This window comes from Streptomyces sp. NPDC033229 (assembly GCF_055576875.1).
Genome location: NZ_JBVIQR010000012.1, coordinates 151100 through 178014, shown reverse-complemented (window position 1 = coordinate 178014; position 26915 = coordinate 151100). Strand labels below are relative to the sequence as shown.

The following is a 26915-nucleotide window of genomic DNA, read 5'->3' as shown; positions in this document are numbered from 1 at the left end:
CGCCGCGGGGCTGAGGGCGCCGACGGCGGCTCCCACGCCGATCGCTCCGGCGGTACCCAATAACAGGCGTCTCGACAGATCGGACATGGCGCTCCCCAGTGTGCGAATGCAACAACGGACGCATGCGCGGCGCACGTTAACCGTCGTCACAGGGCACAGCAATGGGTCGCGCACAGGGCGCCGGGCGAGTCGGCGGGGGGAGCAGCCGACAGAGACTCAGAAGCCGAGCGGCGGAGCGTACTTGTAGCCCACGCGGCGGACGGTCACGATCGACGCCCGGTGCTCCGCGCCCATCTTGCGGCGGAGCCGGGCGATGTGGACGTCGACCGTCCGGCCGTCGCCCACGTGACCGTACCCCCAGACGGTGGTCACCAGCTGGTCGCGGGTGTGCACCCGGTGCGGGTGCGCGACGAGATGGGCCAGCAGCTCGAACTCGAGGTAGGTGAGGTCCAGCAGCCGATCCGCGACGTGGGCCGTCCGCTGCTCGGGGTCGATGCGCACCAGCGCGTCCCCCCGAGTGGCGGGTGCGGGGTCCGGCTGCTCGGCCGGTACGAGCACCAGATACCCGACCATCGGCGGCTGGCCCGGCAGGCTCGGCACCGTGTGCGGCGGGGCGGGCAGCCAGGTCGCCCCCGAGTGCAGCAGTTCGGCGACGGGCGGCACCTCGTCCGGGGCGACGGCTCGCAGTCGATGGCGGTGCGCGGCACCGACGGCGGTACTGGCGCCGGTGGGATCGACGGCGGAGGAGCCGACGGTCGGCGAGGCGACGGAGGAGGATGCGGCCAGGGTACGGAGGTTCGTCATGGAAAGCTCAGCTCTTTCGCGCGGGAGACCGTCGAGGGGTCGTGCTGGTGCGCGGGGCCGTTGGCCGGAACTGGTGACCGGCGGCTGACTTCGACGTGAGGGTCAGCGGGAGGAGGGGGCCTGCGCGAATGCCGCGCGGCAACACACTCGGTCGAAGTCGTGGTGCTGACGGGAAGGCCAGAAGGGCTCGAGGTCGCTGCGACCCGTCGCGGTGTTCTGATAGCTGGCCATGCCCTCTATTGAAGCATGACCTGCGACGGGGCAGCAGAGCCCTCCGGCACTTCATACGGAACCTTGGTACGCGGCCGACGGCCCGACGGGTTCGTTGGTACGCGGCCGACGGCCCGACGGGCTCGCGCGGCGGAGCGGAACGTCAGGCTCAGTACGTCGGCAGCCGCTTGCGCCAGTCCAGTGGGTCGACCTCTATCGCCTGGCCCGGGTCGCCGTCCCAGACCACGCCGAGCCCCGCTTCGACGAGCGCGGCCGCGACCTCACGGCCGATCGAGGCGGTGTCGTCCTTGCCGTCGGTACCGCCGTCCTCCCCGTCGGCACCCTCGCCCGTACCGTGGTGGACGCCGTAGCGCAGGGTCAAGGAGCCGCCCTCGACGGCCCCTTCGGTGTCCTGGTAGTGGAAGAAGACGAACCCCCGGTCCCCCTCGGCCGCCTCGGCGCCGATCTCGGTCAGGCCGCAGTTGCCACAGCAGGTGAAGTTCATCCGGGTGGTGATGCCCCGCTCCGTCAGTGCGGCGAAGGCGGTCTCCAGCCGGTCGACGTCGGTCACCTCGGGCCACGTCGCCTGCTCGGCCAGCCGCTCGCGCCACAGCGGACCCACGATGCCGCGCGCCGCCGCCACGGACACCGGGGTGCCGCCGTCCTCGTAGAAGTAGTCTGACACCGCCTCCGCGATTTCCCCCGGCAGCTCGAAGCCGCCCAGCACCAGCACCCCGGCGTGGTCCTCGGCCTCCTCCCGCAGCTCGGGATCGAGGGCGCCCGCCGCCCGGGCGTCGGCCTCGTCGTCGAACCCGTCCGTGGCGTCGATGTCCGCGGCGCCCTCCTCGTCCTCCACCTCGGAGGAGAAGTCCACCTGCTTCCAGTTGTGCCCGTCGGCCCACCCGTCAGCACCCTCGGCCCAGCCCACGAACACCGCCACGACGTCCTCGACGTCGGTCATCCGCGCGGCGAAGTGCCGCTCCTGCGAGCCGTCGCGGTACTCCACCTCGTAGGCGCCACCACGCTCGTGCCAGGTCTGGATGTAGTAATCGGCGTCGCCGGACGTCCGCTCGACCACCGCGAACCGGTCGTCCTTCCCGCCCAGCCGGCCGATCACGGTGGCCAGCTCCTCGGCGGTGATCCCCGAAAGGACTTCGCCGGGCTCGGTGTTCACGGTGATGGGCAGCATGGGTCCCCCTCGCTTTGAGGGCCGCTCATGATCAGCAACCCACGTAGGAGCATCCTGACATCCCCCACTGACAGTCCCCGCCACGAGGCCCCGGCCCGTCGCCGAGGGCCGGGGGAGGGAGGGGAGAGCGCGGGCGGACGGGTCAGCCGGCGCTGCCCACGACGGGGTAGTGGTCGCTGAGGTTCGTGTACGTGTACTCCTTGCCCCAGCTGGAAACCGTCCACGGCGCGGACGACTCCTTGACCACGTCGTTCCCCCACGCCGCGGGACGCGCGTGACCGTTGCGGTGGAGGACGTGGTCGAGGTCCTCGCGCCCGTCCGTCGGGTAGCGGTAGGCGGCGATCGAGTTCTCCTTCGTGTCGAAGGAGTACGGGTGGCCCGTACGCGCGGTCGCGGGTGCGAAGTCGCCGTCGGCCAGCATCGACCGGTACTCCGCGCTGTGCGAGTCCACGTTCAAGTCGCCCGCGACCATGACCTGTTCACCGGACGGGATCTTCTTGGCGTCCAGGAACGCGTCGATCTGCCGGAACTGCTTCGCACGGTCTGCGGCCGCCTCGCCCGCCTTGCAGCCGCCGTCCGTCGACTGCGTGTGCGTGCCCACCAGATGGACCTTGGTGCCGTTGACGTTCAACACCACGTACGCGAAGCCCTTGTTGGACCACCAGTCCGCGCCGCAGGCGTCATGGAAGATGACCTGCTCCTTGCGGACGATCGGCCACTTGCTGAGCACGGTGACACCGCCGTCCTCCGGCGTGGTGGTGGAGTAGTCACCGCCGGTGGCGTCCCAGCCGTCCTTGCTCCGCCCGACGACCGGCGTCTGGTACGGGTACTGCCCCGCCGCGCCCGCCTTGAGCGTGTCCGAGGCACCGTTGTCGAACGCCTCCTGGAGCACCACGACGTCGTTGCCCTGGAAGAAGCCGGCGGCGGGTATCGCCTTGGCCCGGTGGTCCTGACCCCAGTTCGGGTAAAGGCCCTTGTCGAACAGGAAGGTGTTGTAGGTGAGCACCTTCAACCCCGGCACGGCCGCCTCCGCCGGAGCGGCGGCCCGAGCCGTCTGCGGCAGGGACACGACGAGCGCGGCCGAGGCGAGAGCGGTGGCGAGAGCGGAGGTGAGGGCGGCGGACTTCGTGAACGGCACTGCGTCTCCCTGTGGGGTGGGGGCCCTGGACGGGGGTGGGATGCGGAGGGGATGAGGCGATACGGAGGGGATGTCGAGCCGTCGACATCCCATCAGCCGCACTTACTTCCAGGTGACCCTCAGGTGATCAATTCCCCTATGGGAGCCGTCGAATTCCCCTCGACGTCACATCGCTCACCATTTCCCCACGTCCGCCCCCGCCCCGCCGCTATGCCCTGGGAAAGCTGAACCCGTACCCCTCCTGCTTGAACCAGGGCAGCAACTGCTCCAGCGCTTCCATGGACTGCGAACGGTCCCCGCCCCCGTCGTGGAGAAGCACGGTGGGCCCGTTGGGCAGCTGCTCCTTCACGGACCGGACGATGGCCTGGGTGCCGGGCCGTTTGTAGTCGCTGGGGTCGACGCTCCAGCCCAGACTGCGCATGCCGTACGCCGCGGCGATCTGCCGGCTCGCGGGGGTGAACGCGCCGCCGGGGGCACGGTAGTACCAGACCCTCTCGTTCCCGGAGGCCTCGTCGATCATCCTCTTCGCGTCGAGAATCTCCTTCGACTGGTACTCGACGGACTTCTTGTCCATGGCGACGTCGTGGCTGACGGAGTGGTCGCAGAGCCGGTGCCCCGCCGCGACGATCTTCTTGATCAGATCCGGATGGGCCTTGGCGTTCGGCCCGGTGACGCAGAAGGTGGCCTTCACGCCGTACTTCGCGAGCAGCTCCAGTGCCTTCGGGGTCCACTTCGGGTCCGGTCCGTCGTCGATGGTGACGGCGACGACCTTGCCGCTGTCCTCGGCCTCCCGGACGAGGTCCATGTTCACCTTCGGCGCGGGCAGCGACGGGTCGGGCGTGGAGGTCTGACCGGGCTCGGGGGTCCGCAGCGGCGCGGGACCGGACAGGCGACGGCTCTCAGCCGCACCGGCGGAGGTATGGACGGAGAGGGCGACCACGCTCGTCAGCGCGGCCGCTATCACCGACGCGGACGCGATCATGCCGGCACGCTTCATTCGTACCCCCCGGATTTTGTTGTTTTCCTTTTCCGTCATGTGGCTGCCCAATCCGTGCATCTCGTACGCCTCTTGCCTCATCGAGGCAAACACGGGAAAGGAGGGGAAAAGGGGGTAGTCATCATTCCGTCACGGAATGGGTACCGGGGCATCATCAATCGCGCAAAAACCCGTTTCGGAAGGGCTACGGTGTCCTGATGGTGCGTGTGCGAGAGATGACGGAGGCGGATATAGAAGCCGTCTCCGGGATCCGGGTGACGGGATGGCAGACGGCGTACGCGGGCGTGGTCCCGCAGCCGTATCTGGACGCGATGACGGTCGAGGACGACGCCCGGCGGCGCAGGACGTGGTTCACGCGCTCGCGCGGACAGGCGCTGGACCTCGTGGCCGTGGACGACCGCGCCGGACCGGCGGGTTGGGCGAGCCTGGGGCGGTACCGGGGTGAGGGCAAGGAGCGGCCGGGGGAGTTGTACGCCCTCTACGTCCGCCCGGACGTGATCGGCACGGGAGTGGGACGGCTCCTGCTCCAGGAGGTGCACCGGCAGGCGTCGGCCCGCGGGTTCGACAGCATGCTGCTGTGGGTCCTCGCCGACAACCCGCGCGCCCGCCGCTTCTACGCAACGGCGGGCTACGCGGCGGACGGGGCGACGCAGAGCGAGCTGTACGGCGAGGTGGAACTCACCGAGGTGCGCTACAGAAGGGCCCTGTGACCCTTTCTGCCTCGACGCGCGGCTTCAACGGGCCGTCCGGTTCAACGCCTCCCGTACGGCCTCCTCGGTGCGCGCCACCACCGCCGAGCCGTCGTCCGCGGTGATGATCGGCCGCTGGATCAGCTTCGGATGCCGCGCGAGCGCGGAGACCCACCGCGCTCGCTCGTCGGCCTCGCGCGGCCAGTCCTTGAGCCCGAGCTCCTTCGCCTCGGCCTCCTGTGTCCGCGTGATGTCCCACGGCTCCAGCCCGAGCCGGTCGAGGACGGCGCGGATCTCGTCCTCGTCGGGCACGTCGTCGAGGTACCGGCGGACGGTGTAACCGGCCCCCTCGGCATCGAGCAGCTCGATCGCGCTGCGGCACTTCGAACAGGCGGGATTGATCCAGATCTCCATGCCGAACACCGTACCGCGAGGACCGTGAAATACCGTCTGAGCTGGGGCGATTGTCAGTGCCCGGCAGTAAAATAGGGGGTGTTGAGAGAGGGCGCACTCGCCCCTGTCAGGAGGAAGCCGATGCCCATAGCCACACCTCTTCCGAACCTGCCCAGTGTCCCCACCCTGCCCAAGAAGCGCCTGCCCGCCGGGCACTCCCGCGCGTGGTACGAGACGCACAACCGCCGGCTGAAGGCGATGCGCCTCGCCATCGCCCTGCTCCACTCCGGCGTGTACCGCCCCGAGCAGGCGGACAACCGCAGGATCCGCAGGGTCGCGACCAAGATCGGAGTGCACACGCCCTCCAACACGACCTGCCGCATGGTGCGTTCGCTCATCCCGCGCGAGGAAAACCGCTGACCGCTGCGGTCCGCTGCGCGTTGCTCGGCCCTTGCCCGCCGGAGGGGCAGGGGCCGAGCCGGGTGTCGCTCAAGGGCAACCCTCGCCGAACTTCACCGCGTCGAGCCGCACGGGCTGCCCGTCCAGCTTCGCGCCCGCCTTCGGCTCCTGCCCGCACACCTGCCAGTTGGACTCGACCAGGACCATACGGCCGCTGCCGGAGGCGTCCTTCACCGTGAGGCTCGTCGAGCTGTCGAGTGCCTGCCGGGCGACCTTGACGGACTTCCCCGTGAACGCCGGCATCGTGCCCCCGGCCTTGGCGGGTCCGCGCTCACCCGGGTCGTCCTTCGCCGGGCAGTCCTCGGTGAGCTTCACCGCGGCGAAGTCCACCTTGGTGTCCGTCGGCCGGGTCCCGGGGGCCGGGGTCTGCGAGCAGACCTTCCAGTTCCGGTCGAAGGCCTGCATGCGCCCACGGCCGAGCGCGTCATGCGAGGCGAGGCGGCGAAAGCCCGCGGCCTGTGCCTGGTCCTGCGCGGACTGGAGCCCCTTGCCCACGAGGTCCGGGAGCTCGGCCGTGCCGCCGCCGTTCTTGCCACGGCCGTCCTTGCCGCCGCCGTCCTTGCCCTGCGCGGACTCGGATGCCCGGCCGACGGTCCGCTCCGGCTTGGCATCGGAATCGGCGCTCTCGCAGGCGGTCAGCGTGAGAAGCGCCGCCGCGGCGAGGAAGGTGAGGGCTGAGGGGGTCCGCATAATGCCCATCATGCGTGACCGGGAAACAGTACGGGCGGCAATGGCGAAGGTGCCCCTGGGTCACAGGTTCCGTTCCGGGTGAATGACCCTTCAATACCCTCGGGCGGCCATGTCGCGGGAGTAGCGTGCGGGTCCCGATTCGCAGGGACCGTGCCGCAGGGGGAGAACCAACCGTGCAACAGCCCTACCCGCATCCGTACGCCGTGCCACCTCCCCGGCCCAGGCCGAAGTGGCAGCACCCCGTGCTGATCATCAGCCTTCTCGTCTTCCTGCCGCCTGTCGGGGTCTTATGGGTGTGGCTGAGCCGCTGGCCGCGCCGCAAGAAGACCATCGCGACGGTCCTGTCGCTCCTGTGGTTCGCGCTGGTGCTCGCGTCCGATCCACCGGCCGAAGGCAAGAAGGCGGACGCGGCCCCGAAGCGGGTGACGGCGGTGACGAACCCCAGCGCGAGCCCGACACCTCCGGCTTCCCGGAAGTCGTCCCCTTCGCCGTCCCCTTCGCCTTTCCTTTCCCCTTCTCCGACCCCCAAGCCGACGCCGACGGAGAGCCCGAAGCCGAAGCCGCTGGTTCGCCCCGAGGACAGCCGCTGGACGTCATGCGGCGGCGTGGAAGGGCGGCGTGCCGCGCGACTCGGGCCTGACGCGTGACGAGCACAGGGGCTACCGGCCGGCACTCGACGTGGACGGCGACGGCCATGCCTGCGGCAGCGACTACCCGGAGGAACCGGAGGCTGCGCCCACGGCGGCCGACGACAGCGGGGGCTCCTCCGGCGGCTCCTCCGGAGGTTCGTCAGGTGACTCGTCCGGGGGCGGAGCCGCCTACTACAGCAGCTGCGCGGCAGCCCGCGCCGCCGGAGCGGCCCCGATCCACCGAGGCCGGCCGGGCTACCGCGCAGGCCTGGACCGCGACGGCGACGGCGTCGCCTGCGACCGATGACGGGGCGGCCGTCGCGCGGATGACGCCGCGCCTACGACGAGGCGCGCCTTAGGGACGCGCCCTCAGCCGCCGGACGAGCCCGATGTGGCCGGCCTCAGCCCATCCCGGCCCGTCCGGTGCTTTGAGGGCTCCGCCGCGCGGCGGTGGTGGGCGGGTCGCTCACCCTCCCGCGGTGAACACCTCGTCCAAGATCTGCCGCGCGCGTTCCTGCTCCCTGGACGAAACCGGCCCCTCGCGGCGCTCGTAGTCAGCCAAGTACTCGTCCAGGATCCGACCTCGCAGCTCCCGCTCGACCGCCGCCGCGACGAACGCGGAGAACTCGTGCCTGCCTACCCGTTGCCTGATGGCTTCAGCGGTGCCCTCCGGAAGCGAGAGGCTCACCTTGATCGCCGGCCCCTGGCCGATGCCGTAGGGAGTCTCAGTCACGCAGCGAAACTATCGGAGCAGTAGGAATCGCGCCGGGTATCGGGGCGGACGGTGCATGGCCGCCACTGGACCGCTCTCCCCGCGAACCGGCCACTCACATGGCCTGTTCGCGCTCTCCTCTGAGTCGTGGGTGACCGGTACCTGATGGGGTGCAGGCGCCGCCAGCACCGATGGCAGAAGCTGAAGATGGTGGTCGCGCGCAGCAAGGCCGGTGATGTATCGCGCGCGGTCTTCCCGACCGCGAGAGACAAATTCGTGGCCTTCATCGCGGTGGGGCAGTCGATCTCTCGGATTACGACGATGGCGGAAATACTGTGGGGCATCCCCGCCATCGTTCGTTCATGCGGTCGGGCCTGTGACCTGCGCGAGGAAGTCGGTGTTCGCCTTCACGTCGTGCCCCAGGGCCAGGACGTTGTGGGGAAGTCCGCCAAGGAGTTCGAGCAGGGGCTGAGTGTCGGGGAGGTCGGCGGGCAGGAGGCCGAAGACGTCGGGGTAGCGGTCTTCGGTACCGGCGGTGAAGAAGTCGCCGACCCCTACACTTCGGCCCGCATCGAGGAGGACGGGCTTGGCGCCGGGAGTGATCCTGGGGAAGAGGACGCCGGCGGCGTGTCCTTCGGTGGCCAGGGTCAGGCCGAGCCAGGAGTGGAGCTGGTCGGGGAAGAACTGGGGTTTGAGCTCCTTGCCGGACTCCTGCCACAGGGGTGTGCGGCTGCCGGAGTGGAGGGCGTCGGTGACCTTCTGGTGCTGGGTGGGGTGGAGCTGTTCGCCGCGCTGGACGCGTTCGCGGACCTGGTCGTACCAGCCGAGGGCGTCGAGGAGGCCGAGGCCGATGGCGGCGGCCGAGGGCCAGGGCAGGACCCTTAGCCGGTCGTCCTCGCGGCGGATGAAGACGCGGTCGTTGGCCAGCAGTTGCCAGCCGGCACGGGCCAGGAGGAGGGCCGTGGTGGTCTTCCCGGCGCCCTTGTCGCCCAGGGTCAGCACGGTCTGCCCGTCACGGACGACGGCGGAGGCGTGCAGGATCGACCAGCCGTCCGCCAGGAGCTGCCCGCGGACGACCTCGCGGGCGAGCCGTGCGGCGGCCAGGGCGACGGGAACCTCTTCGCACCCGTAGATGCGCAGGGGCCCGCCGGGCTCGGCCCGGTAGACGAGCTTGTCGTCGGGCTGGGAGGCGAGCACGGTGCCGTCGTCGTCCCGGCCGAAGAACATGGTCGAGTTCGCGTAGACGGTTTCCTCGTGCGCGTGGTCAGCCACGCGCTGGGCGATCTCGGTGACTGGGGCAGGGTTCACGTCGGCGATCACCGCTGCGTTGGCGTCAGGGGCGGTGCTGGTGGCATTCCACCAGGGGCCGAAGTAGCGAAGAGCCCAGTCTGTGACCACCGGGCTGTTGCTGGTTACGGTTGCGGCCTGGGCGGCCGTGGCGATACGGACAGCGGTCTGGGGCACTGCGGTCTTCTCCTTCTGCCGGGGTTGCGCGGGGATGTACAGGCGGGCCAGGGGCTCGTAGGCATCACGGAGCTTGGCGTCGGCGGCTATCAGCTGACGGGCCTCGGCGGCGTCCAGCCGGGGGAGGCACACGGTGGGGGTTCCGGCGGTGAAGCGCAACGGAATTCCCATCCACCGGCCCTCGTGGTTGACGGACAGCTCCACCACCGTGTCGTTCAGGCCCAGGCCGGCACGGAGGGCAGCGATCACCGCTCCGGCGGGGCCGCAGCGGGTGACCTTCGCGTACAGGGGTTGGCCGTCCAGCGTCAGGCGCCGGACGTAGGCCGTCACGCTCGGCGTGTGCTGGCCGAACCGCACTTCGGCGCCCGGCCACAGCCTGGTCGCGGCCTGATTGATCTGCCGATCCGCATAAGCGAAGACGTCCCCAGCAGCCAGCGGGGCGTTCGACGTCATGTCACTGGCCCCCTGGCGTGGAGGGCACCGTGCTGTCCGGCATGGACAGCGTGAGAGGAAGCTATCGGCCGCTCCGCCGCCACGGCTGGCGAATCATGGGCCGCCCACTACTCGCCCGGCCGGTGGGCTCACGAATCCGGCATGATCCTCACCCGCCTGGGCGACCTCGACGCCGCCGAAGAACACCTCCGCCTTGCCCTCGACATCCACGGCCTCGACCGCCGTCGCACCCGAGCGATCGTCCTGGCCGACCTCGGCGGCGTACGCCTACGCCAAGGTGACCTCGACGGCGCCCTCGCTACTTGGACCGAGTTCGTCGACTGCGCGGACGGCATCCGCTCGGTAAAAGTCCACACCGCGGCTCAAGACATGCGCACCCGGCTCAACCGATTCCAGGACATGCCCGACGCGGCACAACTCCAGCAAAAGGCGTCCCGGCTCCTCCCGTAGCGGCGATTCAGGGCACAACCAGAACGCAAGAATGATCAAGGGGAGTTCAGGTGAATCCGTCTCGACGGCCTGCTTCACACCGCTCGCATGCTGCCCGGGAACGAGCTGATCCCGTGGAGGAGTACCGCCGGACCGGCCGGGCTTGGGGGTGCGACGGTGCCTGACCGAGGGCAAAAAGCCGCCGTGGGCGGCATCACTGAGGAGGGGATGCGATGACCAGTTCTGTTCCGTGGCAGGAGCGTCTGTCCACCGGTACCGAAACAGTCCAGGATGACGTAGTCCGCTGGTATCAGGACGCACGCGAGGGCAAGGCGTTCGTGCCCGGCATGATCTGGGGAACACTCCAGACAGAGGCGTAAAGGCTGCCGCCGCACAAAGGAGCCTGGGTAAGCCGACGAGGGCTGCTGCCCCGACTGTGGGGTAGCAGCCCTCGTGGTTGTTCGAGATCAAGTCAGAGCAGCGGCCGGGCGGTGCACACGCGGTGCCCAGGTCGCCCGACCTCGCCTCTTAGATGTCGAAGTACAGCTCGAACTCGTGCGGGTGCGGACGCAGCTGCATCGGCGCGATTTCGTTCGTGCGCTTGTAGTCGATCCAGGTCTCGATCAGGTCGGACGTGAAGACGCCGCCCGCCTGGAGGTACTCGTTGTCCGCCTCGAGGGCCTCGAGGACCGCCGGGAGGGAGGTCGGGACCTGGGGGACGCTCGCGTGCTCGTCGGGGGCGAGCTCGTAGAGGTCCTTGTCGATCGGCTCGGCCGGCTCGATCTTGTTCTTGACGCCGTCGAGGCCCGCGAGGAGGAGGGCCGAGAAGGCGAGGTACGGGTTCGAGGACGGGTCCGGGGCGCGGAACTCGACGCGCTTGGCCTTCGGGTTCGAGCCCGTGATCGGGATGCGCATGGCGGCCGAGCGGTTGCGCTGGGAGTAGACCATGTTGACCGGGGCCTCGAAGCCGGGGACCAGGCGGTGGTAGGAGTTCACCGTCGGGTTGGTGAAGGCCAGCAGCGACGGGGCGTGCTTGAGGATGCCGCCGATGTAGTAGCGGGCGGTGTCCGAGAGGCCCGCGTAGCCCTGCTCGTCGTAGAAGAGCGGCTCGCCGCCGGTCCACAGCGACTGGTGGACGTGCATGCCCGAGCCGTTGTCGCCGAAGATCGGCTTCGGCATGAAGGTCGCGGTCTTGCCGTTGCGCCAGGCGACGTTCTTCACGATGTACTTGAAGAGCATCAGGTCGTCGGCCGCGGCGAGCAGCGTGTTGAACTTGTAGTTGATCTCCGCCTGGCCGGCCGTGCCGACCTCGTGGTGCTGGCGCTCGACCTGCAGGCCGGCCGCGTCCAGCTCGAGGGAGATCTCGGCGCGCAGGTCGGCGAAGTGGTCGACCGGCGGGGCCGGGAAGTAGCCGCCCTTGTAGCGGACCTTGTAGCCGCGGTTGTTCTCCACCGCACCGGTGTTCCAGGCGCCGGCCTCGGAGTCGATGTGGTAGAAGGACTGGTTCGCGCTGGTCTCGAAGCGCACGTTGTCGAACACGTAGAACTCGGCCTCGGGGCCGAAGTACGCGGTGTCGGCGATGCCCGTGGAGGCGAGGTACGCCTCGGCCTTCTTCGCCACGTTCCGCGGGTCACGGCTGTACTGCTCGCCGGTGATCGGGTCGTGGATGAAGAAGTTGATGTTGAGCGTCTTGTCCTTGCGGAAGGGGTCGAGGCGGGCGGTCGACAGGTCCGCGCGAAGCGCCATGTCGGACTCGTGGATGGCCTGGAAACCGCGGATCGACGAGCCGTCGAACGCCAGCTCCTCGGCCGGGTCGAACGCCTTCGCCGGGATCGTGAAGTGCTGCATCACGCCGGGCAGGTCGCAGAAGCGGACGTCGACGAACTTGACGTCCTCGTCCGCGATGAACTTCTTGGCGTCGTCGCCGTTCTGGAACATCCAACTCCTCCTAGCCCGGCCGAGAGCGGTCGGGGTTGCTTCGGTGGCGCAGTCCATGTGCGGGTGACGCGCTGGGGCCGACCCTAGAGAGACGGGATTTCCCAAGCATGACCCATTTGTTTCGCCGAGGTTAACCGGAGTGAAGCCCTCTCACTGTGGAGACAGGCGGAGGGCCGACCCGGGCCGAAAGGAACGTATGCGGTCGCAGTACCGTGGACGGGTGGACAACAGGCAAGCAATCGGCTCGTGGCTCTCGGGTCCCCGCGCCGCCGCGGAGGAAATGGGCGTCGAATTCGGCTACCGGGGCGAAGGCCTCGGGCTGCCGGAGAAGGGGCCCGGGTCCGTCGCCCCGCTCGGGCGGCGTTTCGGGGCCATCTTCATCGACTGGGCGCTGTGCATGCTCATCGCTTACGCGTTCCTCGCGGACGGCGAGCCCCAGCGGGCGGGCAACTGGGCCCTGCTCATCTTCTTCCTGCTCAGCCTCCTCACCGTCGGGACGGTCGGCTGCACTCCCGGCAAGCGCCTGCTGGGCCTGCGGGTCGTCGCGGAGGACGGCGGGCGGCTCAGCCTGCCCCGGGTGCTGCTGCGCAGCGCCCTCCTTGCCATCGTAATCCCGGCGGTCATCTGGGACCGTGACACGCGCGGCCTGCACGACCGGCTCGCCCGTGCCGTCCAGGTGCGGATCTGATCCCGGACAGAAGGACAGAAGAACAGCGCAGAAGACAGCGCAAAGGGCGGGGCGGAACCCTTCGGTTCCGCCCCGCCCTTTGCGCGTGAAAACGTGCGGTAAGACCCTCAGCGGCCCTTCGGCATCCGCATGCCCTTGGGCATCGGACCCTTCGGGATGGGCATGTTGCTCATCAGGTCGCCCAGCGCCCGGAGGCGGTCGTTGACGACCGTCACCTGTGCGCCCGGCAGTACCCGCGGCAGCTTGAGCAGCGTGGTGCGCAGCTTCTTGAGCGGCACCTGGCCCTCGCCGTCGCCCACGACCACGTCGTGCACCGGCGTGTCCGCGACGATGCGCGCCATGCGCTTCTTCTCGGCCGCCAGCAGGCTCTTGACGCGGTTCGGGTTGCCTTCGCCGACGAGCACGATGCCCGCCTTGCCGACGGCCCGGTGGACGACGTCCTGGCTGCGGTTCATCGCCACCGCCGGAGTCGTCGACCAACCACGGCCGATGTTCTCCAGCACTGCCGCCGCCGCTCCCGGCTGGCCTTCCATCTGCCCGAAGGCAGCACGCTCGGCCCGTCGCCCGAAGACGATCGCCATCGCGAGGAAGGCCAGCAGGAAGCCCAGGATGCCGAGGTAGATCGGGTGGTCGATCAAGAAGCCGATGGCGAGGAGTACACCGAAGGTGACAATTCCCACAGCCGCGACGACAAGACCGACCTTCGAGTCGACCTTCTTGGTCATCTTGTAGGTCAGGGCGATCTGCTTCAGTCGCCCGGGGTTCTCGGATGTTTCCTTCCTCGCCATATAGCGAAGTTTACGTGGCCTGCGGACCCGGGGCGGCCACGGCCTCCAGTACGTGCTGAGCCTCGCGTCGGTCCTTGGCCCGGCGGCGGTCCTCGAGCACCGCGGTCCAGGCGTTCCGGCGGGCGGTGCGCTGGCCCCCGCGCAGCAGCAGCCCCTCCAGGGCGCGCAGGGCGCCGGTGACGGACGGAGGCCGTACGGAGAGCGTGGCGGGAAGTGCGGAAGGCGGTACGGAAGCGGCGCGTACGGTCGCGGCCTGCATTGGCGAGGTCCCCTCGGGAGCGGAAGTGAGGAATGAGGCGCGGGGGGCTGGGTACTGCTGTGCGTGCTTCTATCGTTACGCAACGGTGTTACCAATGGATGACCTGTTGGTCAAACACCTATGAAACGTTGACGCGGCCCGCACCGCCCCGCGCTCTTGCGGGGGATGCGGGCCGCGTTGTACGGCATGCCGGGGGAGGGGCGAGGCGGTCAGACGGCCTGGGTCGACGCCACGGTCTCGCGCCGCTCGATGGCCTGCTGGAAGAGCCGGCCGGCGCGGTAGGAGGAGCGGACCAGCGGCCCGGACATCACACCGGAGTAGCCGATCGCGTCGGCCTCGTCCTTCAGCTCCACGAACTCCTGAGGCTTCACCCAGCGCTCGACGGGGTGGTGCCGGGGGGAGGGGCGCAGGTACTGGGTGATGGTGATCAGCTCGCAGCCCGCCTCGTGCAGATCGCGCAGCGCCTCGCTGACCTCCTCACGGGTCTCGCCCATGCCCAGGATCAGGTTGGACTTGGTCACCAGGCCCGCCTCACGGGCCTTGGTGATGACCTCCAGCGAACGCTCGTAGCGGAAGCCGGGGCGGATGCGCTTGAAGATCCGGGGCACCGTCTCGACGTTGTGGGCGAGCACCTCGGGGCGCGCGGAGAAGACCTCGGCCAGCTGCTCGGGCACCGCGTTGAAGTCGGGGATCAGCAGCTCGACCTTGGTGTGGCCGCCCTCGCGCTCCGCCGTCATCGCGTGGATCTGCCGCACGGTCTCCGCGTACAGCCAGGCGCCGCCGTCCTCAAGGTCGTCGCGGGCGACGCCGGTGATGGTGGCGTAGTTCAGGTCCATGGTGACGACGGACTCGCCCACGCGGCGCGGCTCGTCGAGGTCCAGTGCCTGCGGTTTGCCCGTGTCGATCTGGCAGAAGTCACAGCGCCGGGTGCACTGGTCACCGCCGATGAGGAAGGTGGCCTCGCGGTCCTCCCAGCATTCGTAGATGTTCGGACAGCCGGCCTCCTGGCACACGGTGTGCAGGCCCTCGCTCTTCACGAGGTTCTGCATCTTGGTGTACTCGGGGCCCATCTTCGCCCGGGTCTTGATCCACTCGGGCTTGCGCTCGATGGGGGTCTGGCTGTTCCGGACCTCCAGGCGCAGCATCTTGCGTCCGTCGGGTGCGACAGCGGACACGTCCGGCTCCCTACGACTTCGATTCTTCGGCGGACACCAGGGTACGCCCGTTAATTGTGCGTCTTTACGTGCTGACCAACCTGGGGAGACCGGGGGCCATTCCCCGGACCGATCCCAGCGGGTTCTCCGACCGCCGCTCCGGGCGGTCGTCGAGGGGGCCCGACCCCCGTCGTCACACCGCCCGCGGCAGGGGTTCCGCCGACTCCAGGACCTCCCGGAGGTGCTTCTCCACCACCGGCAGGACCTCGGCGACCGGCACCCGCCGGCCCAGCTCGTTGGAGAGCGAGGTCACGCCCGCGTCGCGGATGCCGCAGGGCACGATCCGGTCGAACCAGGTGTTGTCGGGGTCACAGTTCAGCGAGAAGCCGTGCATCGTCACACCCTTGGCGATGCGGATGCCGATCGCGGCGAGCTTGCGGTCCTCCCGGCGCTGGCCGGCGTTGGACGGGGCGTACTCCGGCCCGTTCAACCGGGGGTCGAACTCCTCGTCCGTCAGCCGCGGGTCGAAGTCCAGGCTGAGGCCGCCGAGAGCCGGGCGGTCGGCCACCGGGTCGCCCAGCACCCACACCCCGCTGCGGCCCTCGATCCGGGTGGTCTCCAGACCGAAGTCGGCACAGGCGCGGATCAGCGCCTCTTCCAGCCGCCGTACGTGCGCGATGACGTCCACCGGGCGCGGCAGCTTCAGGATCGGGTAGCCGACGAGCTGACCCGGGCCGTGCCAAGTGATTTTTCCGCCACGATCGACATCGATCACAGGAGTGCCATCCAGGGGGCGCTCGCTGTCCTCCGTGCGCCGTCCCGCGGTGTAGACCGCCGGGTGCTCCAGCAGCAGGCAGGTGTCCGGGAGCTCGTCCGCGAAGCGGGCCGCGTGCACCCGTCGCTGCTCCTGCCAGGCCTCCTGGTACTCGACGGCGTCCGTTCCGAAGCCCAGGTGGACAAAGCGCAGCTCACTCACGGCAGCTCCTCTTCGAACCATTTCGAACCTTGCGTGGTCTGTCTCGGTGTTCCCGCGCCGTTTCCCGCGCCCCTGCAACTGTACGGCCGGGGTCCGACAAGCCTGCGGGCGGCCGACTCCGGGAGCGGTCCGGGCACCGTCAAGATCGACCCGGACGGCCCTGCGGGCGTATTTGATCTGTCCTCACACGATCGGATGAATGCGGGGCGAAGGTGGCGATCGGGGCGGCGGACGACGCTAAATTCACGCCGTTCCAGAGGGCGATCAGGGAGACCGGCAGGCTGATGACGGAACGACCCCCACAGCGCATCCCCAACCGTCAGCTCGCCGCGCTCATCGCGGAGGCCGGCTTCTCCAACGCGGGGCTCGCTCGTCGTGTCGATCAGTTAGGGCTGGAGCACGGCCTTGACCTGCGATACGACAAGACGTCCGTCACCCGGTGGCTGCGCGGGCAGCAACCGCGCGGCACGACCCCGGCGCTGATCGCCGAGGTCTTCACGCGACGGCTCGGGCGACGGCTCTCCGCGCAGGATCTCGGGCTCGACGCGTGTGCGCCGGTGTACGCCGGTCTCGAATTCGCCGCGTCACCCGAAGAGGCCATTGACATCGTCAGCGGGCTCTGGCGCAAGGACTCCGGGAGCCATACCGAGCTCCGGAAGATCGCGTTCACCCCCGCCGGGCTGGTGGTGCCCAGCCGTGACTGGCTGATCGGGCGGGCGGACGAGCGCGTGGCACGCGGCGGCTCGCCGCCCGCGGCGGACACCGCCCGGGTGCCCCTCCAGGCACGGGGCGTCCCGCCTCGCCAGCGGAGCGCCGAGCGGGGGCCGGGAGGCCGGGTCTCGATGGGCGACATCGCGGCCCTGCGGTCGGTGGGCGAGCTGTTCCGCACCCTCGACCACGCCTACGGCGGCGGCCACGCCCGGCAGGCCCTGGTCCGGTATCTCGAGCACGAGGCCGAGCCGATGCTCCGCGGCACCTACGGGGAGGCCATCGGCCGGCGGCTGTTCGCGGCGGCCGCGGACCTCACCCGGCTCGCGGGCTGGACGTCGTACGACATCGCCGCCCACGGGCTGGCGCAGCGCTACTTCGTCCAGGCACTGCGGCTGGCCCAGGCGGCGGGCGACCGGGCCTACGGCAGCTATGTGCTGGTCACCATGAGCCGGCAGGCCGTGTACCTGGGGCATGGGCGCGAGGCGGTGCAGCTCGCGCGGGTGGCGCAGCAGGGCGTGGGCTCCGGCGCACCGCCCGTCGTCCAGTCGCTGCTGCACGCCGTGGAGGCGCGCGGGCACGGCGTGCTCGGCGAGGTGCGGGCGTGCTCGGCGTCGCTCGCGCGGGCCGAGCGGGCACTGGAGACGTCCCGGCCGGGCGACGACGTGCCGTACTGGGCGCGCTTCTTCGACGAGGCACAGCTGGCGGACGAATTCGCCCACTGCCACCGCGATCTCCAGCAGTACCGCGCGGCGGCGCAGCACGCGGAGCGCTCGCTCCAACTGCGCAGCGCCTCCTACGCCCGCAGCAGGCTCTTCTGCAAGGTGGTGCTGGCCTCGGCCCGGCTGGGCCTCGGCGAGCTGGAGCAGGCGTGCGCGCTCGGTGTGGAGGCGGCGCAGCAGGGCGCCGAGATGCGCTCGGTCCGTGCGCTGGAGTACATCCGCGACTTCGAGCGGCGCCTGGAGCCGTATCGCGATGCCGCTCCGGCTCGGGCGTATCGGGAGAAGGTCGCGGCACTCTGAGTCTCCCCGCAGGCCGTGGTGGGTTCACCTCCGCTGCGCGGCGGTGTCCTCAAGCGCCGGACGGGCTTGATTTTGGCTGAGCTCAGCCAAAACAGCCCGTCCGGCGATTGAGGACGCGCCCGCAGGGCGCCCGCCGCCGCAGGGGGTATGACGGGCGGGGGCTACGCCACCTGCAAGGTCGCGGCGTCGAAGTCCGACCGGATGCCGAAGTCGCGCAGCACCGCGTGCGCGGCGCGACGGCCGGAGTGCAGCGCGCCCTGGACGGTGCTGGTGTCGCGGTGGTCGCCGCAGACGTACAGGCCGTCCAGGATCCGCACCGGGCGGCGTACGTCGTGGGGCGCGGGCATCGCCGGGACCGCGTCGGGGTCGTGGTGGGCGGCGAGGAGCCGCCAGCCCGTGGTGGACGTGCCGTAGACGCGGGCCAGCTGGGCGCGGGCCGTCCGGTCCAGCTCGGCGATCGGCAGCCCGGCGGCCGCGCCGAGCACCGTCGAGGTGATCAGCGGCCGGCCGGCGGGGGCCCGTGAGGGGTCCACCTCGCTGGCGACCATGGTGTGCGCGACCGGGCCCCGGCCGGTGGTGAGGATGAGCGACGCGTCGCGCAGCGGCGGTGCGTCGGCCGTGTGGTGCAGCACCGTCACGGGGTGGAAGCCCGGCAGCCGCAGGCCCGGGATCAGCTCGGCGGCGGCGCGGGCCCCGGTGGCCACGATCACCGAGCGGCAGCCGATCTCACCGTGCTCGGCCGTGCCGACGGAGGTGGTGCAGGCGGCCTTGGCGTGGATGCCCGTCCGGACCGTGCCGGGCGGCAGCGCCGCCGCCAGCAGCGCCGGGACGCTGTCCGCACCGCCCGCCGGCAGACACAGCCGGCCTCGCGCGTAGCCGCGCAGGACGAGGTCGGCGCAGCGGCTGGAGGTGGTCAGGTCCGGGTCGCACAGCAGGGAGGTCAGCAAGGGGCGCAGAAAGCCCTCGACCGTACGGGCCGGCAGGCCGCGGGTGGTGAGGGTGTCGGCGGTGGGCCGGTCGGGCCGGGCGAGCATCCGGTTGGTGGACAAGGTGGCGAGGCGGGCCAGCGCCGCGCCGAGCCGGGCCTGGTCGAGGCCGCCGCCGCGCGGTGCCCGGGCGGCCGTGGCGAAGGCCCGCGCGGTGGTGAACGCGCGCCGGGCACCGCGGGGTTCACCGGTGCGCTGGATACGGCCGCCGCAGTGGACGAGCACACCGGGGGTGAAGGGGCGCAGGGCGAGCGCGCCGAGCCCGGGGGCCAGCAGTTCGGGGAAGGAGGTATTGAGCAACTGGCCCGTGCGGTCGAGCCGGAAGCCGTCGACCGTGTCGGTCGTCATCCGGCCGCCCACGTAAGGAGCGGCCTCCAGGACGGTGACGGTCACCCCGGCGCTGGTGAGCTGATGAGCCGCGGAGAGACCGGCGAGGCCGGCTCCCACGATGACGACGTCAGCGTGCTGTGCGGTGTCGCGTGCGCTGCTGAGCACGTGCCCTCCCGGGATCGGTCCGCTCACTCGGGGGCCTGATGCCCTCAACGGGCGGCGGGGAAGCGCGAGTTTGCCTCGACCGTAGAGAGAAATTCGGTCAATAACAGTCGCGCACAAACAGGGCACGGTCGCACAGCGGTCGCACGGTGCGCAGTCCGCTGTCCGGACCCCTGGCTGAGGCCCCACCAAGGACCCGAAGCGCGCCCGGCTCACACCGGTGGCCCGCGCCGGTGTTCTGCCAGGTACCGGCCGTGCGGAGCGGTCCGAACGTCAGCGTGGAGCCGTCAGCGCCGTCCGTAGCGCCCCCTCGATGTCCGGGAAGGCGAAGTCGAAGCCGGACTCCAACAGCCGCCGGGGCAGCACCCGCTGACTGCCCAGGACATCCGTGGACAACTCGCCCAGCGCCAGCTTGAGCGCGGCGGCGGGCACGGGGAACGGGGTCGGGCGGCGCAGGACGCGGCCCATGGCCGCCGTCACCTCGCGGTTGGTGACGGGGTTCGGCGCGGTGAGGTTGACGGGCCCCGACAGCTCCGGGGTGTCCAGAAGGTGGCGCAGCGCGGCGATGTGGTCCCGCAGGGCGATGAAGCTCCAGTACTGGCGGCCGCTGCCGAGCCGCCCCCCGAGGCCCAGCTTGAAGAGCGGGAAGAGCCGGCCCCACGCACCGCCGCCCTGGGCCACGACCAGCCCGGTACGGGCGAACACGGTCCGGACGCCCGCCTCCACGGCCGGGTCGGCCGCCGCCTCCCACTCCTGGCAGAGGTCCGCGAGGAAGCCGTGGCCGGGGGCCGTGGCCTCGTCGACGGCCCGGTCCCCGGTGTCCCCGTAGACGCCGACCGCGCTGCCGCTGATCAGCACGCGCGGCGGGGTGGGGAGGGCGGCGACGGCCTCGGCGATCGTGGCGGTGCCCAGCACCCGGCTGTCGTGGAGCTCCCGCTTGTAGGCAGCGGTCCAGCGGTGGTCGCCGATGCCCGCGCCCGCCAGGTGCACCACGGCCTCGCACCCTGCGAGGCCGCCGGTGTCGACCCGGCCGCCCTTCGGGTCCCAGGTGACCTCGCCCTCCCGCTGTGGCGGCCGTCGTACGAGCCGCACCACCTGGTGGCCGTCCGCCTCCAGGGAGCGTACGAGTGCCGTGCCGATGAGCCCGGTCGAGCCGGTGATCGCGATCCGCATGACGCCCATCCTGCACGGGATCGTGGACAGGGGGTGGGTACCCGGCCGGGTGCGTGGCACAGTGATCGCATGCCCGAGCCGGTCATCCGCCCCGCCACCCACGCCGATGACGAGGCGCTCGCCGAGCTGGACCGGCGCGCCTGGTCGCCGCTGCACGCGGTCCAGCCACGACCCCGGCCGCCGTACGAGCCGTTCTTCGACGCCCGGCATCCGCCCGAGCACATCATCGTGGCGGAATCGGAATCGGGAGCTGCGTCCGGCGAGGGCGCCGCCGGCGTCCCCCGGCTCGTCGGTTATATCCGGCTCGCCCCGGCGACCCGGCTGGTCTGCAACGCCCACGTCCGTCAGATCCAGGGGCTGGTCGTGGACGACCGCTACCGGGGGCGAGGGATCGCGCGCGCGATGCTGCGGGCGGCGTACGCGGAGGCGCGGCGGCAGGGGGCGCGCCGCGTCACGCTGCGGGTGCTCGGGCACAACGCGCCCGCCCGCGCGCTCTACGCCTCGGAGGGCTTCGCCGTGGAGGGCGTGCTGCCGGGCGAGTTCCTGCTGGAGGGGGCGTATGTGGACGACGTCCTGATGGGCCGCGCGCTGTGACGGCCCGCCCGGGCGGGGCCGGACGGGCTCACACGGGGCCTCGGCCCGGGCGGCCAGGGAGCCTCAGGCCCTGAACCGGTCCCACAGCCTGGGGAACCGTTCCTCCAGGACCGCCTCGTCCTCCAGGTCGAACGGCGAACCCATCGGCTCGGCCGGGGGGCTCGACAGCCCGAGGTCCGGGGTCTGTGCCCCCGTCAGCTGCTCGTACGCCTCGTCCGCCGCGTAACCCAGGTCCTCCGCGTCGCCGTCCACCTCGTCGTCGAACTCGTCGAGGAGGTCCGCGAGATTGTCCGGATCGTGCACCGCGCCCTCGAAGACCTCGCGGCCCTGGCCGATGAGCCAGCAGCGGAAATAGTCGAACGCGTCATCGCTCGCGCCGTTCAGCAGCACGGCGGCCGCGCCCCACAGATCCCAGAGGTACGCGCGGTTGTAGCGCGCCTCGAAGTGCCGGGCGAAGTCCACCACGCGGTCGGGGTCGAGCTGCACCAGCCGCTCGACCAGCAGGTCGGCCTGATCCTCGGCGTCACCGCCGGCGGCCTCGCGCGTGCTGTCGACCAGCTCCCAGAACTCCGTCTCGTCCATCACGCCACCAGCATCGGGCCTGGCACCGGGCGGCGCACGCGGAGCGGAGCGGATGCGGCCGTGTCGTTACGTCCGGCTCGTGCGAGGTCGGCTGTGCCACGGGTGGCAGGGGGGACACGGGGGAGAGGGGACGGAAGGAAATGCCGGGAAATCACGACGGAAGGTGTCGGGTATCGCTGGAAAGATCGTTTCTGACGGAGAACGGTGGAACGAGAGGACCAATGGACGTGCAGTCGCAGAGTGCGCAGGCCGGAGAGCCGGCGGGCAAGGTCGCGCTCGTCGCGGGCGCGACGCGGGGAGCGGGCAGGGCGATGGCCGTGGAGCTGGGCAGGGCGGGCGCCACCGTCTATGTGACGGGCCGCAGCACGCGGGCGCGGCGCAGCGAGGTGGGCCGACCGGAGACCATCGAGGACACCGCCGAGCTGGTGACGGCGGCGGGTGGCACCGGCATCGCGGTACCCACCGACCATCTGGAGCGCGAGGCGGTGAAGGCGCTCGTCGAGCGGATCGACGAGGAGCAGGGGCGGCTCGATGTGCTGGTCAACGACGTCTGGGGCGGCGATCACCTGGTCGAGTTCGACACCAAGGTGTGGGACGTGGACCTGGACAAGGGGCTGCGGATGCTGCGGCTCTCGGTCGAGACGCACGCCATCACCAGCCACTACGCGCTGCCGCTGCTGATCCGCCGGCCCGGGGGACTGGTGATCGAGGTCACCGACGGGACGGCCGAGTTCAACAAGACCTACCGCGGCAACCTCTTCTTCGACCTCGCCAAGAACGCCCCGATCCGGATGGCGTACGGCCTCGCGCAGGAGCTGAAGGAACACGGCGGCACCGCCGTCTCGATCACTCCGGGCTTCCTGCGCTCGGAGGAGATGCTCGACCACTTCGGGGTCACCGAGGCCACCTGGCGGGACGCGGTCGAGAAGAGCCCGCACTTCGCCATCGCGGAGTCCCCGGTGTTCATCGGCCGGGCCGTCGCCGCGCTCGCCGCGGACCCGGACAGGGCGCGCTGGAACGGCGCCTCCGTCTCCAGCGGCGAGCTGGCCAAGGCCTATGACTTCGACGACGCGGACGGCTCCCGTCCGGACTGTTTCGCGTACTTCAAGGACGTCGTCTTCGGTGGCAAGGAGGCGAGCGCGGAGGAGTACCGCTGAGGCCTGTCCGGCGGATCGTGTTGGCGCACCTCCGCTGCGCGGCGGTGTCCTCAAGTTCCCCCAGCTACCGCTGGGAGGTGCCCCCAGCGGGCTGCTGTGCTGTGTCCTCAAGCGCCGGACGGGCTTGGCGTCTGAGCTCAGCCCGATCAGCCCGTCCGGCGTTTGAGGACGCGCCCGCAGGGCGCTCGCCGCCGCAGGCGGCACGGACGGCCTGCGGCCGGGGTGCCGTGGGCCGTGTGCCAGCACCACCGCTGCGCGGCGGTGTCCTCAAACGCCGGACGGGCTGGTGGGGGCGGCATACAGCGCCGCGCCGCGGGCCGCCGCCTCCGCGAAGCGGGCGCGCAGCTCCGGCGGGCCCAGCACCTCCGCCTCCGGGCCGAGGGCGAGCAACTGCTCGTACGCGACGTCGAGGCTCTCGACGGCCAGGGTGACGGTGACCCGCCCCTGCCCGTCCGGGCCGGCCGCCTCGGTGAGGGCCTCCCGCGCGGCCGTACGGTCCGTCAGATACGGCAGCCGTCGGGCGCCGTCGGGGGTGAGACGCAGCTCCACCCGCTCGCGCAGCAGCGACCGGGCGAACTGCGCCGCCCGCTCGTCCCAGAAGGCGGGCAGGTCGAAGTCGTCCGCGCGCGGGAAGCGCTTCTCGCCGGCGGCGACCGCCGTGAAGCGGTCCACCCGGTAGACCCGGTGGTCGCCGTCCGCCCGGGCCGCCAGGTACCAGACGCCCGCCTTCAGGACGAGCCCGTAAGGCTCCAGCTCCCGCTCGACCTCGGTGTCCGACCGGAGGTAGCGGGCCGTGATCCACCGGTCGTCCCACACGGCGTCCGCGATCGCGGGCAGCAGCTCGGGGGGTTCGGCGGGCTGCCACCAGCCGGGGGCGTCGAGGTGGAAACGCTGGGCCGCGCTCGTGGGGGCGTCGCTCAGCTCGGGCAGCAGGGCCGCCGAGACCTTGAGGCGGGCGGCCGAGGCGGCGTCCGCCAGGCCCATCTCGCGCAGCGCGGACGGCACCCCGGACAGGAACAGCGCTTCGGCCTCGGTACGCCCCAGGCCGGTGAGCCGCGTGCGATAGCCGCCGATGAGGCGGTAGCCACCGGTACGGCCGCGGTCGGCGTAGACCGGGACACCGGCTTCCGACAGGGCAGACACGTCCCGCGCGACCGTGCGCTCGGAGACCTCCAACTGCCGCGCCAGCTCGGCACCCGTCATCGAGGGCCGGGACTGGAGCAGCAACACCATCTTGATCAGCCGGGCCGCTCGCATGAGGACATCATGGCGGGCCCCACTGACAGTGAGGACAGGACCCGTGCGCCGGCCAGGGCAACGGATGACGTACGGGTTCCTGTCCTCACCCTTGAGCTGCGCCGTGTCACAGGACAGGGCGGCATGGCGCAGCTCAGTTCAGGGGTGGGGTGATACGTCCCGCGGAGACGATACGCCCCTGATCGATGATCGATCAATGCCGGATGCAGGAAAATTTTCGGCAGGCACCGGAACGGGCACCGGAAGGGGCGCGCGGACGGGCGGGAAGCGCCCCTCAGACCCGGGGCGCGCAGCTCAGCACGTGGGTCCGCAGCAGCTCGCCGATCCGGGGATCGCGCCGCCGGAACGCCGCCACGATCTCCGCGTGGTCCGCCGCGTGCGCGCGCGGCTCCGGGCTCAGCCAGCGGATCGAGAGCGTGGTCCACACCTCGATGCCCAGCGACTCCCAGGTGTGCAGCAGGACGGAGTTCCCCGCGGCCTTGACGATCTCGCGGTGGAAGGCCACAGTGTGCCGCACCTGCGCCTCGCCGTCGCCGGCCCGGTCCGCCTCGTACAGCGCGGCCACCTCCGGCTCCAGGGCCGAGACGTCCTCGGCCAGGACGGGGGCGGCCAGCTCGGCGGCCACCTGCTCCAGGCCCGCCCGCACCGGATAGCTCTCGCGCAGATCGGCGGCGGTCAGATCGCGGACCCGGACGCCCTTGTTGGGCGCCGACTCGATCAGCCGCAGCGACTCCAGCTCGCGCAGCGCCTCGCGCACCGGCGTCTGGCTGACCAGCAGCTCCGCCGCGATCCGGCGCTCCACGATCCGCTCACCCGGCTGCCAGCGCCCGCTGACGATCCCTTCGAGGATGTGCTCGCGGATCTGGTCGCGCAGCGAATGGACGACGGGTGGGGCCATGGGTGACGTGCTCCTCGGGCGGACGAGCGGTGGCTCGTAGCCCCATTATCGCGGCAGTACGGGCAGGCAGGGGGCGTGAGGGGCCAGTGATGGACATGGAGAAGGGCGCGGCCCCGGCTCGTACGGATACGAAGACCGGGGCCGCGCCCTCAAGGCAGACGCCTCACGAGACTCAGAGACCGATCTCGGCCTCGAACTCGGCAGCCTCCAGGAGCTGCTTGACCGTGGTCAGGTAGCGGGCGGCGTCGGCGCCGTCCACCAGACGGTGGTCGTAGGAGAGCGCCAGGTACGTCATGTCGCGGATCGCGATGGTCTCGCCGAGCTCCGGGTGGTTGATGACCACCGGGCGCTTGACGGTCGCACCGATACCGAGGATGCCGACCTGGTTCGGGGGCACGATGACCGTGTCGAACAGCGCACCGCGCGAGCCGGTGTTGCTGATCGTGAAGGTCGCGCCCGACATGTCGTCCGGGCTGATCTTGTTGGTGCGGACCTTGCCGGCCAGCTCCGCCGTCTTCCGGGCGATGCCCGCGATGTTGAGGTCGCCGGCACCCTTGATGACCGGGGTCATCAGGCCCTTCTCGGCGTCCACCGCGATGCCGATGTTCTCGACGTCGTGGTAGGTGATCGTGCCCTCGTCGTCGTTGATCCGGGCGTTGACGACCGGGTGGGCCTTCAGCGCCTGGACGGCGGCCTTGACGAAGAACGGCATCGGGGACAGCTTGACGCCCTCACGGGCGGCGAAGGCGTCCTTGGCCTTGTTGCGCATCCGCATGATCTTGGTGATGTCCACCTCGACCACGGTGGTCAGCTGAGCCTGACCGTGCAGCGCCTTCATCATGTTCTCGCCGATGACCTTGCGCATGCGGGTCATCTTGACCGTCTGACCGCGCAGCGGCGAGGCCTCGACGGCGGCGGCCTTCGGCGCGGCGGCAGCGGCAGCCGGCGCCGGGGCGGCGGCGGCCTGCTTGGCGGCCTCGGCGGCGACGACGTCCTGCTTGCGGATGCGGCCACCGACGCCGGTGCCCTGGACCGTCGCCAGGTTGACACCGTTCTCGGCGGCGAGCTTGCGCACCAGCGGCGTGACGTACGCGCCGTCGGCCTCGGCACCGGAGACCGGGGCGGCCGGAGCAGCCGGGGTCACCGGGGCGGCAGGCGCGGCCGGCGCCGGGGCGGCGGCGGGCGCGGCAGCCTGGACCGGGGCCGGGGCGGCAGCGGCGGGCGCGGCCTGGACCGGGGCGGGAGCCGGGGCGGCCGGAGCCGGGGTGGGCTCGGGCTGCGCGACCGGGGCCGGCGCCGGGGCCTCGGCCGGAGCGGCCGGGGCCGGGGCGGCGGCAGCGGCCGGAGCGGCACCCGCGACACCGATGACGGCGAGCTTGGCGCCGACCTCGGCGGTCTCGTCCTCACCGACGACGATCTCGAGCAGGGTGCCCGCGACCGGAGCCGGGATCTCGGTGTCGACCTTGTCGGTGGAGACCTCGAGCAGCGGCTCGTCGACGTCGACGCTGTCGCCGACCTCCTTGAGCCAACGGGTGACGGTGCCCTCGGTGACGGACTCGCCCAGGGCGGGGAGCACGACCGGGGTGCCCTCGGCGGCACCGGCGGCAGGAGCAGCCGGAGCCTCCTCGGCGGGCGCGGCCGGGGCCGGGACCTCGGCGACGGGCGCCGGGGAGGACTCGACCTGGGCGGCCGGGGCCTCGGCGGCGGCCGGGGCCGGCTCGCTCGGGGCGCCGGAGCCGTCGTCGATGATGGCCAGCTCGGCGCCGACCTCGACCGTCTCGTCCTCGGCGACCTTGATGGCAGCCAGGATGCCGGACGCGGGGGCCGGGATCTCGGTGTCGACCTTGTCGGTGGAGACCTCGAGCAGCGGCTCGTCGACCTCCACTCGCTCACCCTCGGCCTTGAGCCAACGGGTGACGGTGCCCTCGGACACGCTCTCGCCGAGCGCCGGCAGGGTTACGGAAACCGCCATGGTTGCGGTTGCTCC

The 26915-nt window shown here is 71.1% G+C and carries 29 protein-coding genes; 10 read left to right on the top strand and 19 right to left on the bottom strand.

The window, feature by feature from the left end:
• Window positions 1-216: 216 nt before the first annotated feature.
• The 4 genes from ACZ53N_RS13995 to ACZ53N_RS13980 form a co-directional block, all read right to left on the bottom strand.
• Window positions 217-804 (bottom strand): winged helix-turn-helix domain-containing protein, encoded by a 588-nt coding sequence (locus ACZ53N_RS13995; RefSeq protein ID WP_469141093.1) that lies wholly within the window; start codon window positions 802-804, stop codon window positions 217-219.
• Between the two features lie 379 nt (window positions 805-1183).
• Window positions 1184-2203, bottom strand: a complete 1020-nt coding sequence (locus ACZ53N_RS13990) for a DUF6891 domain-containing protein (RefSeq protein ID WP_469141092.1) — start codon at window positions 2201-2203, stop codon at window positions 1184-1186.
• A gap of 142 nt (window positions 2204-2345) precedes the next feature.
• Window positions 2346-3341: a sphingomyelin phosphodiesterase gene (sph, locus tag ACZ53N_RS13985; protein ID WP_469141091.1), complete on the bottom strand. Its 996-nt coding sequence runs from the start codon at window positions 3339-3341 to the stop codon at window positions 2346-2348.
• Window positions 3342-3549: 208 nt separating this feature from the next.
• Window positions 3550-4323 (bottom strand): polysaccharide deacetylase family protein, encoded by a 774-nt coding sequence (locus ACZ53N_RS13980; protein WP_469141090.1) that lies wholly within the window; start codon window positions 4321-4323, stop codon window positions 3550-3552.
• Between the two features lie 212 nt (window positions 4324-4535).
• Between ACZ53N_RS13980 and ACZ53N_RS13975 the strand changes: the two genes are divergently transcribed.
• Window positions 4536-5048 carry a GNAT family N-acetyltransferase gene (locus ACZ53N_RS13975; protein WP_469141089.1) on the top strand — a complete coding sequence of 171 codons (513 nt, stop codon included), beginning with the start codon at window positions 4536-4538 and terminating at the stop codon, window positions 5046-5048.
• A 24-nt stretch (window positions 5049-5072) separates the two neighbouring features.
• Here the strand turns inward: ACZ53N_RS13975 and ACZ53N_RS13970 are convergent, their stop codons facing one another.
• On the bottom strand, window positions 5073-5441 hold the full coding sequence (locus ACZ53N_RS13970; RefSeq protein ID WP_469141088.1) for an ArsC/Spx/MgsR family protein: 369 nt from the start codon (window positions 5439-5441) through the stop codon (window positions 5073-5075).
• Between the two features lie 120 nt (window positions 5442-5561).
• Between ACZ53N_RS13970 and ACZ53N_RS13965 the strand changes: the two genes are divergently transcribed.
• Window positions 5562-5840 carry a hypothetical protein gene (locus ACZ53N_RS13965; RefSeq protein WP_469141087.1) on the top strand — a complete coding sequence of 93 codons (279 nt, stop codon included), beginning with the start codon at window positions 5562-5564 and terminating at the stop codon, window positions 5838-5840.
• Between the two features lie 69 nt (window positions 5841-5909).
• On the opposite strand, the gene ACZ53N_RS13960 is transcribed toward ACZ53N_RS13965, so the two are convergent.
• The gene (locus ACZ53N_RS13960) at window positions 5910-6569 is read right to left on the bottom strand and encodes a hypothetical protein (protein WP_469141086.1); all 660 of its coding nucleotides are present in this window, start codon (window positions 6567-6569) and stop codon (window positions 5910-5912) included.
• 173 nt (window positions 6570-6742) lie between these two features.
• Between ACZ53N_RS13960 and ACZ53N_RS13955 the strand changes: the two genes are divergently transcribed.
• Complete coding sequence (locus tag ACZ53N_RS13955) at window positions 6743-7216, top strand: hypothetical protein (RefSeq protein ID WP_469141085.1); 474 nt, start codon at window positions 6743-6745, stop codon at window positions 7214-7216.
• Window positions 7188-7505 (top strand): excalibur calcium-binding domain-containing protein, encoded by a 318-nt coding sequence (locus ACZ53N_RS13950; protein ID WP_469141084.1) that lies wholly within the window; start codon window positions 7188-7190, stop codon window positions 7503-7505. Before ACZ53N_RS13955 ends, ACZ53N_RS13950 begins: the two co-directional genes overlap by 29 nt.
• Before the next feature lie 159 nt (window positions 7506-7664).
• Here the strand turns inward: ACZ53N_RS13950 and ACZ53N_RS13945 are convergent, their stop codons facing one another.
• Together ACZ53N_RS13945 and ACZ53N_RS13940 are read right to left on the bottom strand one after the other, a co-directional pair.
• On the bottom strand, window positions 7665-7931 hold the full coding sequence (locus tag ACZ53N_RS13945; protein ID WP_469141083.1) for a hypothetical protein: 267 nt from the start codon (window positions 7929-7931) through the stop codon (window positions 7665-7667).
• 339 nt (window positions 7932-8270) lie between these two features.
• The gene (locus ACZ53N_RS13940) at window positions 8271-9827 is read right to left on the bottom strand and encodes a phosphoenolpyruvate carboxykinase (ATP) (RefSeq protein WP_469141082.1); all 1557 of its coding nucleotides are present in this window, start codon (window positions 9825-9827) and stop codon (window positions 8271-8273) included.
• A gap of 141 nt (window positions 9828-9968) precedes the next feature.
• Here ACZ53N_RS13940 and ACZ53N_RS13935 point away from each other — a divergent pair, with 141 nt between their 5' ends.
• Entirely contained in the window at window positions 9969-10277 is a 309-nt protein-coding gene (locus ACZ53N_RS13935; protein ID WP_469141081.1) for a hypothetical protein, read from the top strand.
• 212 nt (window positions 10278-10489) lie between these two features.
• A complete protein-coding gene (locus ACZ53N_RS13930) occupies window positions 10490-10636 on the top strand; it encodes a hypothetical protein (protein ID WP_469141080.1) in 147 nt (48 codons plus the stop codon).
• Between the two features lie 148 nt (window positions 10637-10784).
• On the opposite strand, the gene glnA is transcribed toward ACZ53N_RS13930, so the two are convergent.
• On the bottom strand, window positions 10785-12194 hold the full coding sequence (glnA, locus tag ACZ53N_RS13925) for a type I glutamate--ammonia ligase (RefSeq protein WP_130877418.1): 1410 nt from the start codon (window positions 12192-12194) through the stop codon (window positions 10785-10787).
• Between the two features lie 220 nt (window positions 12195-12414).
• On the opposite strand from glnA, the gene ACZ53N_RS13920 reads away from it, so the two are divergent.
• Window positions 12415-12882 carry an RDD family protein gene (locus ACZ53N_RS13920; RefSeq protein WP_469141079.1) on the top strand — a complete coding sequence of 156 codons (468 nt, stop codon included), beginning with the start codon at window positions 12415-12417 and terminating at the stop codon, window positions 12880-12882.
• Window positions 12883-12989: 107 nt separating this feature from the next.
• On the opposite strand, the gene ACZ53N_RS13915 is transcribed toward ACZ53N_RS13920, so the two are convergent.
• The 4 genes from ACZ53N_RS13915 to lipB all read right to left on the bottom strand — a co-directional run bounded on the left by ACZ53N_RS13915 (window position 12990) and on the right by lipB (window position 16059).
• Window positions 12990-13670, bottom strand: a complete 681-nt coding sequence (locus ACZ53N_RS13915) for a DUF4191 domain-containing protein (protein ID WP_469141078.1) — start codon at window positions 13668-13670, stop codon at window positions 12990-12992.
• A 10-nt stretch (window positions 13671-13680) separates the two neighbouring features.
• On the bottom strand, window positions 13681-13929 hold the full coding sequence (locus ACZ53N_RS13910; RefSeq protein WP_469141077.1) for an SCO2195 family GlnR-regulated protein: 249 nt from the start codon (window positions 13927-13929) through the stop codon (window positions 13681-13683).
• A gap of 209 nt (window positions 13930-14138) precedes the next feature.
• On the bottom strand, window positions 14139-15104 hold the full coding sequence (gene lipA / locus ACZ53N_RS13905) for a lipoyl synthase (RefSeq protein ID WP_130877414.1): 966 nt from the start codon (window positions 15102-15104) through the stop codon (window positions 14139-14141).
• Between the two features lie 172 nt (window positions 15105-15276).
• Complete coding sequence (lipB, locus tag ACZ53N_RS13900) at window positions 15277-16059, bottom strand: lipoyl(octanoyl) transferase LipB (RefSeq protein WP_455892319.1); 783 nt, start codon at window positions 16057-16059, stop codon at window positions 15277-15279.
• A 284-nt stretch (window positions 16060-16343) separates the two neighbouring features.
• Between lipB and ACZ53N_RS13895 the strand changes: the two genes are divergently transcribed.
• A complete protein-coding gene (locus tag ACZ53N_RS13895; RefSeq protein WP_469141076.1) occupies window positions 16344-17789 on the top strand; it encodes a regulator in 1446 nt (481 codons plus the stop codon).
• Window positions 17790-17950: 161 nt separating this feature from the next.
• On the opposite strand, the gene ACZ53N_RS13890 is transcribed toward ACZ53N_RS13895, so the two are convergent.
• Window positions 17951-19270 carry an NAD(P)/FAD-dependent oxidoreductase gene (locus ACZ53N_RS13890; protein WP_469141075.1) on the bottom strand — a complete coding sequence of 440 codons (1320 nt, stop codon included), beginning with the start codon at window positions 19268-19270 and terminating at the stop codon, window positions 17951-17953.
• 270 nt (window positions 19271-19540) lie between these two features.
• Window positions 19541-20440: a TIGR01777 family oxidoreductase gene (locus ACZ53N_RS13885; protein ID WP_469141074.1), complete on the bottom strand. Its 900-nt coding sequence runs from the start codon at window positions 20438-20440 to the stop codon at window positions 19541-19543.
• 69 nt (window positions 20441-20509) lie between these two features.
• On the opposite strand from ACZ53N_RS13885, the gene ACZ53N_RS13880 reads away from it, so the two are divergent.
• The gene (locus ACZ53N_RS13880) at window positions 20510-21034 is read left to right on the top strand and encodes a GNAT family N-acetyltransferase (protein WP_469141073.1); all 525 of its coding nucleotides are present in this window, start codon (window positions 20510-20512) and stop codon (window positions 21032-21034) included.
• Window positions 21035-21097: 63 nt separating this feature from the next.
• Here ACZ53N_RS13880 and ACZ53N_RS13875 read toward each other — a convergent pair whose 3' ends face one another.
• Window positions 21098-21616 carry a DUF4240 domain-containing protein gene (locus ACZ53N_RS13875; protein ID WP_469141103.1) on the bottom strand — a complete coding sequence of 173 codons (519 nt, stop codon included), beginning with the start codon at window positions 21614-21616 and terminating at the stop codon, window positions 21098-21100.
• 221 nt (window positions 21617-21837) lie between these two features.
• On the opposite strand from ACZ53N_RS13875, the gene ACZ53N_RS13870 reads away from it, so the two are divergent.
• The gene (locus tag ACZ53N_RS13870) at window positions 21838-22773 is read left to right on the top strand and encodes an SDR family oxidoreductase (protein WP_469141072.1); all 936 of its coding nucleotides are present in this window, start codon (window positions 21838-21840) and stop codon (window positions 22771-22773) included.
• A 267-nt stretch (window positions 22774-23040) separates the two neighbouring features.
• Here the strand turns inward: ACZ53N_RS13870 and ACZ53N_RS13865 are convergent, their stop codons facing one another.
• From ACZ53N_RS13865 to sucB, 3 genes are all read right to left on the bottom strand, one after another.
• A complete protein-coding gene (locus ACZ53N_RS13865; RefSeq protein ID WP_469141071.1) occupies window positions 23041-24030 on the bottom strand; it encodes a helix-turn-helix transcriptional regulator in 990 nt (329 codons plus the stop codon).
• Between the two features lie 274 nt (window positions 24031-24304).
• Entirely contained in the window at window positions 24305-24928 is a 624-nt protein-coding gene (locus ACZ53N_RS13860) for a GntR family transcriptional regulator (RefSeq protein WP_469141070.1), read from the bottom strand.
• Window positions 24929-25100: 172 nt separating this feature from the next.
• Window positions 25101-26900 (bottom strand): 2-oxoglutarate dehydrogenase, E2 component, dihydrolipoamide succinyltransferase, encoded by a 1800-nt coding sequence (gene sucB / locus ACZ53N_RS13855; RefSeq protein ID WP_469141069.1) that lies wholly within the window; start codon window positions 26898-26900, stop codon window positions 25101-25103.
• Window positions 26901-26915 lie beyond the last annotated feature (15 nt).

Bases quoted from the DNA above. Each gene is read 5' to 3' on its own strand.
- ACZ53N_RS13990 (WP_469141092.1), bottom strand. From the start codon at position 2,203: ATGCTGCCCATCACCGTGAACACCGAGCCCGGCGAAGTCCTTTCGGGG.
- ACZ53N_RS13875 (WP_469141103.1), bottom strand. From the start codon at position 21,616: ATGGACGAGACGGAGTTCTGGGAGCTGGTCGACAGCACGCGCGAGGCC.
- ACZ53N_RS13885 (WP_469141074.1), bottom strand. From the start codon at position 20,440: ATGCGGATCGCGATCACCGGCTCGACCGGGCTCATCGGCACGGCACTC.
- ACZ53N_RS13860 (WP_469141070.1), bottom strand. From the start codon at position 24,928: ATGGCCCCACCCGTCGTCCATTCGCTGCGCGACCAGATCCGCGAGCAC.
- ACZ53N_RS13870 (WP_469141072.1), top strand. From the start codon at position 21,838: ATGGACGTGCAGTCGCAGAGTGCGCAGGCCGGAGAGCCGGCGGGCAAG.
- ACZ53N_RS13865 (WP_469141071.1), bottom strand. From the start codon at position 24,030: ATGCGAGCGGCCCGGCTGATCAAGATGGTGTTGCTGCTCCAGTCCCGG.
- glnA (WP_130877418.1), bottom strand. From the start codon at position 12,194: ATGTTCCAGAACGGCGACGACGCCAAGAAGTTCATCGCGGACGAGGAC.
- sucB (WP_469141069.1), bottom strand. From the start codon at position 26,900: ATGGCGGTTTCCGTAACCCTGCCGGCGCTCGGCGAGAGCGTGTCCGAG.
- ACZ53N_RS13910 (WP_469141077.1), bottom strand. From the start codon at position 13,929: ATGCAGGCCGCGACCGTACGCGCCGCTTCCGTACCGCCTTCCGCACTT.
- ACZ53N_RS13940 (WP_469141082.1), bottom strand. From the start codon at position 9,827: ATGACGTCGAACGCCCCGCTGGCTGCTGGGGACGTCTTCGCTTATGCG.
- ACZ53N_RS13995 (WP_469141093.1), bottom strand. From the start codon at position 804: ATGACGAACCTCCGTACCCTGGCCGCATCCTCCTCCGTCGCCTCGCCG.
- ACZ53N_RS13965 (WP_469141087.1), top strand. From the start codon at position 5,562: ATGCCCATAGCCACACCTCTTCCGAACCTGCCCAGTGTCCCCACCCTG.
- ACZ53N_RS13930 (WP_469141080.1), top strand. From the start codon at position 10,490: ATGACCAGTTCTGTTCCGTGGCAGGAGCGTCTGTCCACCGGTACCGAA.
- ACZ53N_RS13980 (WP_469141090.1), bottom strand. From the start codon at position 4,323: ATGATCGCGTCCGCGTCGGTGATAGCGGCCGCGCTGACGAGCGTGGTC.
- ACZ53N_RS13960 (WP_469141086.1), bottom strand. From the start codon at position 6,569: ATGCGGACCCCCTCAGCCCTCACCTTCCTCGCCGCGGCGGCGCTTCTC.
- ACZ53N_RS13895 (WP_469141076.1), top strand. From the start codon at position 16,344: ATGACGGAACGACCCCCACAGCGCATCCCCAACCGTCAGCTCGCCGCG.
- ACZ53N_RS13975 (WP_469141089.1), top strand. From the start codon at position 4,536: ATGGTGCGTGTGCGAGAGATGACGGAGGCGGATATAGAAGCCGTCTCC.
- ACZ53N_RS13935 (WP_469141081.1), top strand. From the start codon at position 9,969: ATGATCCTCACCCGCCTGGGCGACCTCGACGCCGCCGAAGAACACCTC.
- ACZ53N_RS13970 (WP_469141088.1), bottom strand. From the start codon at position 5,441: ATGGAGATCTGGATCAATCCCGCCTGTTCGAAGTGCCGCAGCGCGATC.
- ACZ53N_RS13880 (WP_469141073.1), top strand. From the start codon at position 20,510: ATGCCCGAGCCGGTCATCCGCCCCGCCACCCACGCCGATGACGAGGCG.
- ACZ53N_RS13915 (WP_469141078.1), bottom strand. From the start codon at position 13,670: ATGGCGAGGAAGGAAACATCCGAGAACCCCGGGCGACTGAAGCAGATC.